A 4,158-nucleotide genomic window follows, 5' to 3' on the forward strand; every position below is an offset into this window, starting at 1 on the left:
ATGCCCGCCACCTCATCCTTGGTCGTCGTGTTGTACGTCGGCGGCCCATCGAGCCTTCCGCGCATTCCATATCGTAGATTGCATACAAAACATGGACGTGCGTGTGTGGTTACGAGGGCCGGGCGGCGCCCCCGCACGGGCACCGCCCGGGCTCACCTCACGGCATCAACTGGTACTCCGGGAAGTTCCCGGGCAGCCGCTCCCCCGCCGGGCCCTGGGTGACCGCGCGCACCAGCAGTTCGCCGCCGACGAACGCGCCGCGCCAGGACGCACCGAAACCGCCGAACAGTTCGTCGCGGTCGCCGCGGGAGCGCGGCTTGCCGTGGCCCACCTTGAACGCGCGGATCTGCGGGGCCAGCCGGGCGAAAGTCGCCTTGTCGTCCGTGGACAGGGTGGCCACCAGGGCACCGTTGGACGCGTTCATCGCGGCCAGCAGCTCCGCCTCCGTGTCGACCAGGACGATGGTGTCGACCGGCCCGAACGGTTCCGCGTGGTGCAGCGGGGAGGACGGGGGCGGGTTCAGGAGCGTGACCGGCTGGACGTATGCCGAGGTGTCCTGGCCGGGCAGGAAGCGGGCCTCGCTCAGGGAGCCGCGGTGCAGCGGGACGGCGCCGCGGTTGATGGCCTCGGCGACCTGGTCGTGCAGCTCCTTGGCCTTCGCCGCGTTGATCACCGGCCCGAAGTCGAGTGCCGGGTACGGGTCGTCGGCGTGTTCGACCGCGAGCGGGTGACCGAGGCGCAGGGTGCGGACCGCCGGCAGGTACGCGGTCAGGAACTCGTCGAACAGCTCACGCTGGACCACGAAGCGCGGGTAGGCCGTGCAGCGCTGCTTGCCGTAGTCGAAGAGCTTGGGGATGACCGCGGTCAGGGCGTCCCAGTCCGAGTAGTTCCAGAGGCCCCAGGTGTTGAGCCCCTCCTGTTCGAGGACATGGCGCTTGCCGAGGTCGGCGACGGCCGTGGCCACCGCGGCGCCGGTGTCGCGGCCGCCGACGAAGGAGACACAGCCGATCTCGGGCGCCTTCACCAGCGCCTCCGACAACTCGCCTCCGCTGCCGCTGACCAGGGTGACGGGAATCCCCTCGCGGGCCGCGAGCGCACAGGCCAGGGTCAGACAGGCGACACCGCCGTCGGTCGGGGTCTTGGCGATGACCGCATTGCCTGCCAGTGCCTGTACCAGCATTGCGTGAACGAGCACGCTCATCGGGTAGTTCCAGCTCGCGATGTTGGACACCGGGCCGTCCAGCGGCGCCCGGCCGGCGACCATCGGCTCGATGCCGTCGACGTACCAGCGCACGCCGTCGATGGCCCGGTCGACGTCCGCCTGCGCGAGCCGCCACGGCTTGCCGATCTCCCAGACCAGAAGGAGGGCGAGCAGTTCACGGTGCTGGGTGAGGGCGTCGAGGGTGGCGGCGACGCGGGCGCGGCGCTCGTCGAGGGGAATGTGGCGCCAGGCGCGGTGCTGGTCGAGCGAGGCGCGCACGGCCTGCTGGGCGGTGGCCCGGTCCAGGCGGGGCGGGCCGGCGATCGGGCTGCCGTCGACGGGGCTGGTGGCGGGCAGCGCCCGGCCGTCCGCCTGCCAGGCGGCGTTCCAGAGGTTGAGGACGCGGTCGTCGCGGAACGCCTCGGGGGCGACGGCGAGGCACCGCTGCCAGGCGTCGGTCCAGGACGTGCCGGACTTCACGACGAGATGGGTGGGGTTGAGGGTGGTTGCCATTCGGTGTCTCCGCTCTCGGTGCACAGTCGGGGGCGGGGGGGCCGGCATCTGCCGAAGCGCAGGATGCGTGACCGCGCGACCAGTGGTCGCGCAATGTCACGACCGGCGGTCGCATGTGTCATGTCCGACGGTCGTGTGTTGACGGCCGTGTGTTGACGGTCATGTGTTGGGGGAAATTCGGTGAGGCCGGACTGTCTTTCACAGTCACTCCACGTCAACGATGACTGACGTCGCGTTCACTTTCCAGATGGGCCAGCACCAGCCGGGCCGTTTCGGTCGGGGTGCCGCCCACGCTCACTCCGGCTGCTTCCAGGGCCTTCTTCTTCGCCGCGGCGGTGCCGGACGAACCGGAGACGATGGCTCCCGCATGCCCCATGGTCCTGCCCTCGGGTGCGGTGAATCCGGCGATGTAGCCGACGACGGGCTTGGTGATGTGGTCGCGGATGAACACGGCCGCCCGTTCCTCGGCATCACCGCCGATCTCCCCGATGAGAACGATCAGTTCGGTGTCGGGGTCGTCCTGGAAGGCCGCCAGACAGTCGATGTGGGTGGTGCCCACGACGGGGTCGCCGCCGATGCCCACGCAGGTCGAGAAGCCTGTGTCCCGGAGCTCGTACATGAGTTGGTAGGTGAGCGTCCCGGACTTGGACACCAGGCCGATGCGGCCCGGCTTCGTGATGTCGGCGGGGATGATGCCCGCGTTTGACTGGCCGGGCGTGATCAGGCCCGGGCAGTTGGGACCGATGACGCGCGTGCCCTTCTTCGCCGCGTGCGCGCGGAAGGCGACGGAGTCGTGGACCGGGATGCCCTCGGTGATGACTACGGTGAGTCCGATCCCGGCGTCGGCGGCCTCGACAACGGCCGCCTTGGCGAACGCCGGCGGCACGAAGACCACGCTCACATCGGCGCCGGTCATCTCCACACCTTCGCGCACCGACCCGAAGACGGGCACGGCTCGCTCGTCGAAGTCGACGGTGCGGCCCGCCTTGCGCGGGTTGACGCCGCCGACGACGTTCGTGCCGGTCGCGAGCATCCGCCGGGTGTGCTTCATGCCCTCGCCGCCGGTCATGCCCTGGACGAGGACCCTGGACTCCTGGGTGAGGAAGATGGCCATGTCCCGCTCCTTCAGGTGGTGTTGGCGAGTCGGGCGGCTCGGCGGGCCGCGCCGTCCATGGTGGTGGCCTGCTGGACCAGGGGGTGGGCTCGTTCGTCGAGGATGGCGCGGCCACGGACCGCGTTGTTGCCGTCGAGGCGCACGACGAGCGGTTTGGTCAACTCGACGGCGTCCAGGGCCTGGACGATGCCGTCGGCGACCGCGTCGCAGGCGGTGATCCCGCCGAAGACGTTGACGAACACCGACTTCACGCCCGGGTCGGAGAGGATGACGGACAGTCCGTCGGCCATGACCCGAGCCGATGCCCCGCCGCCGATGTCGAGGAAGTTGGCGGGGCGGGCACCGCAGCCGGCGACCACGTCGAGGGTCGACATGACCAGGCCGGCGCCATTGCCGATGATGCCGACCTCGCCGTCGAGCTTCACATAGTTGAGGCCCTTCGCGGCGGCCGCCTCCTCCAGCGGATGGTCGTGAGCCGCTCCCTCGGCGCCCCAACGGGCCTGCCGGAAACGGGCGTTGTCGTCGAGGGTGATCTTGCCGTCGAGGGCGAGGATCTGCCCCCGCGCGGTACGGACGAGCGGGTTCACCTCGACGAGGACGGCGTCTTCGCCGACGAGTACTCGCCACAGCCGTACGAGCACGTCGACGGTCTGCGGCGGGAGCCCGGCGGCGTCGGCGATCTCGGCCGCCTTCGCCGAGGTGACACCCTCGTCCGGGTCGATGTGGATACGGGCGACGGCTTCCGGTCGACTTGCGGCGACCTCCTCGATGTCCATGCCGCCCTCCGCCGAGGCGATCGCGAGGAAGCGGCCCGCCGCGCGGTCGAGGACGTAGGCGACGTAGAACTCGGCCTCGATGTCGACGGGTTGGGCCAGCATGACGTTGCCGACCGTGTGCCCCTTGATGTCCATACCGAGGATCTGACGTGCCGTGAGTTCGGCCGCGGCCGGGTCTGCGGCGAGTTTCACTCCGCCCGCCTTGCCCCGGCCCCCGGTCTTGACCTGCGCCTTGACGACGACGCGGCCGCCGAGCCGGCGGGCGATCTCACGCGCTTCCTTGGGTGCTGCGGTGACCTCCGCATTCGGCACCACGATGCCGTATTCCGCGAAGAGCCCCCGGGCCTGGTGCTCGTACAGGTCCATGATTCGGCTCCCGTCTGAAAACTGAGGCACGACTGAAAAGTGCTGCACGACCCCTGGACATCACCCATCGGATGCGGGATAACAATCTTCATACAGTATTCGTCGACTGTATGCAATGTGCCGGACGCGGTCCATGACCAGCGCCACCAGGACGTTCAAGGCAACGGACAAGTGAGGTGACCTGTGAC

3 protein-coding genes are annotated in these 4,158 nt (G+C 69.6%); all 3 read right to left on the minus strand.

All coding sequences use genetic code 11. From position 1 onward, the window contains the following. Nucleotides 1-157 precede the first annotated feature (157 nt). Nucleotides 158-1,714, minus strand: coding sequence for an aldehyde dehydrogenase family protein (locus KCH87_RS48275; protein ID WP_210594438.1), 1,557 nt, complete (start codon nucleotides 1,712-1,714; stop codon nucleotides 158-160). 214 nt (nucleotides 1,715-1,928) lie between these two features. Then, a complete protein-coding gene (sucD, locus tag KCH87_RS48280) occupies nucleotides 1,929-2,828 on the minus strand; it encodes a succinate--CoA ligase subunit alpha (protein ID WP_210594439.1) in 900 nt (299 codons plus the stop codon). A gap of 11 nt (nucleotides 2,829-2,839) precedes the next feature. Continuing rightward, nucleotides 2,840-3,970: an ADP-forming succinate--CoA ligase subunit beta gene (gene sucC / locus KCH87_RS48285; RefSeq protein WP_210594440.1), complete on the minus strand. Its 1,131-nt coding sequence runs from the start codon at nucleotides 3,968-3,970 to the stop codon at nucleotides 2,840-2,842. Nucleotides 3,971-4,158: the final 188 nt, after the last annotated feature.

It is taken from the genome of Streptomyces sp. GESEQ-35 (assembly GCF_017948485.1).
In the GTDB taxonomy this organism is placed as follows: Bacteria; Actinomycetota; Actinomycetes; order Streptomycetales; family Streptomycetaceae; genus Streptomyces.

Excerpts from the sequence above, each read along its gene's own strand:
- KCH87_RS48275 (WP_210594438.1), bottom strand. The coding sequence starts at position 1,714 with ATGGCAACCACCCTCAACCCCACCCATCTCGTCGTGAAGTCCGGCACG.
- sucD (WP_210594439.1), bottom strand. The coding sequence starts at position 2,828 with ATGGCCATCTTCCTCACCCAGGAGTCCAGGGTCCTCGTCCAGGGCATG.
- sucC (WP_210594440.1), bottom strand. The coding sequence starts at position 3,970 with ATGGACCTGTACGAGCACCAGGCCCGGGGGCTCTTCGCGGAATACGGC.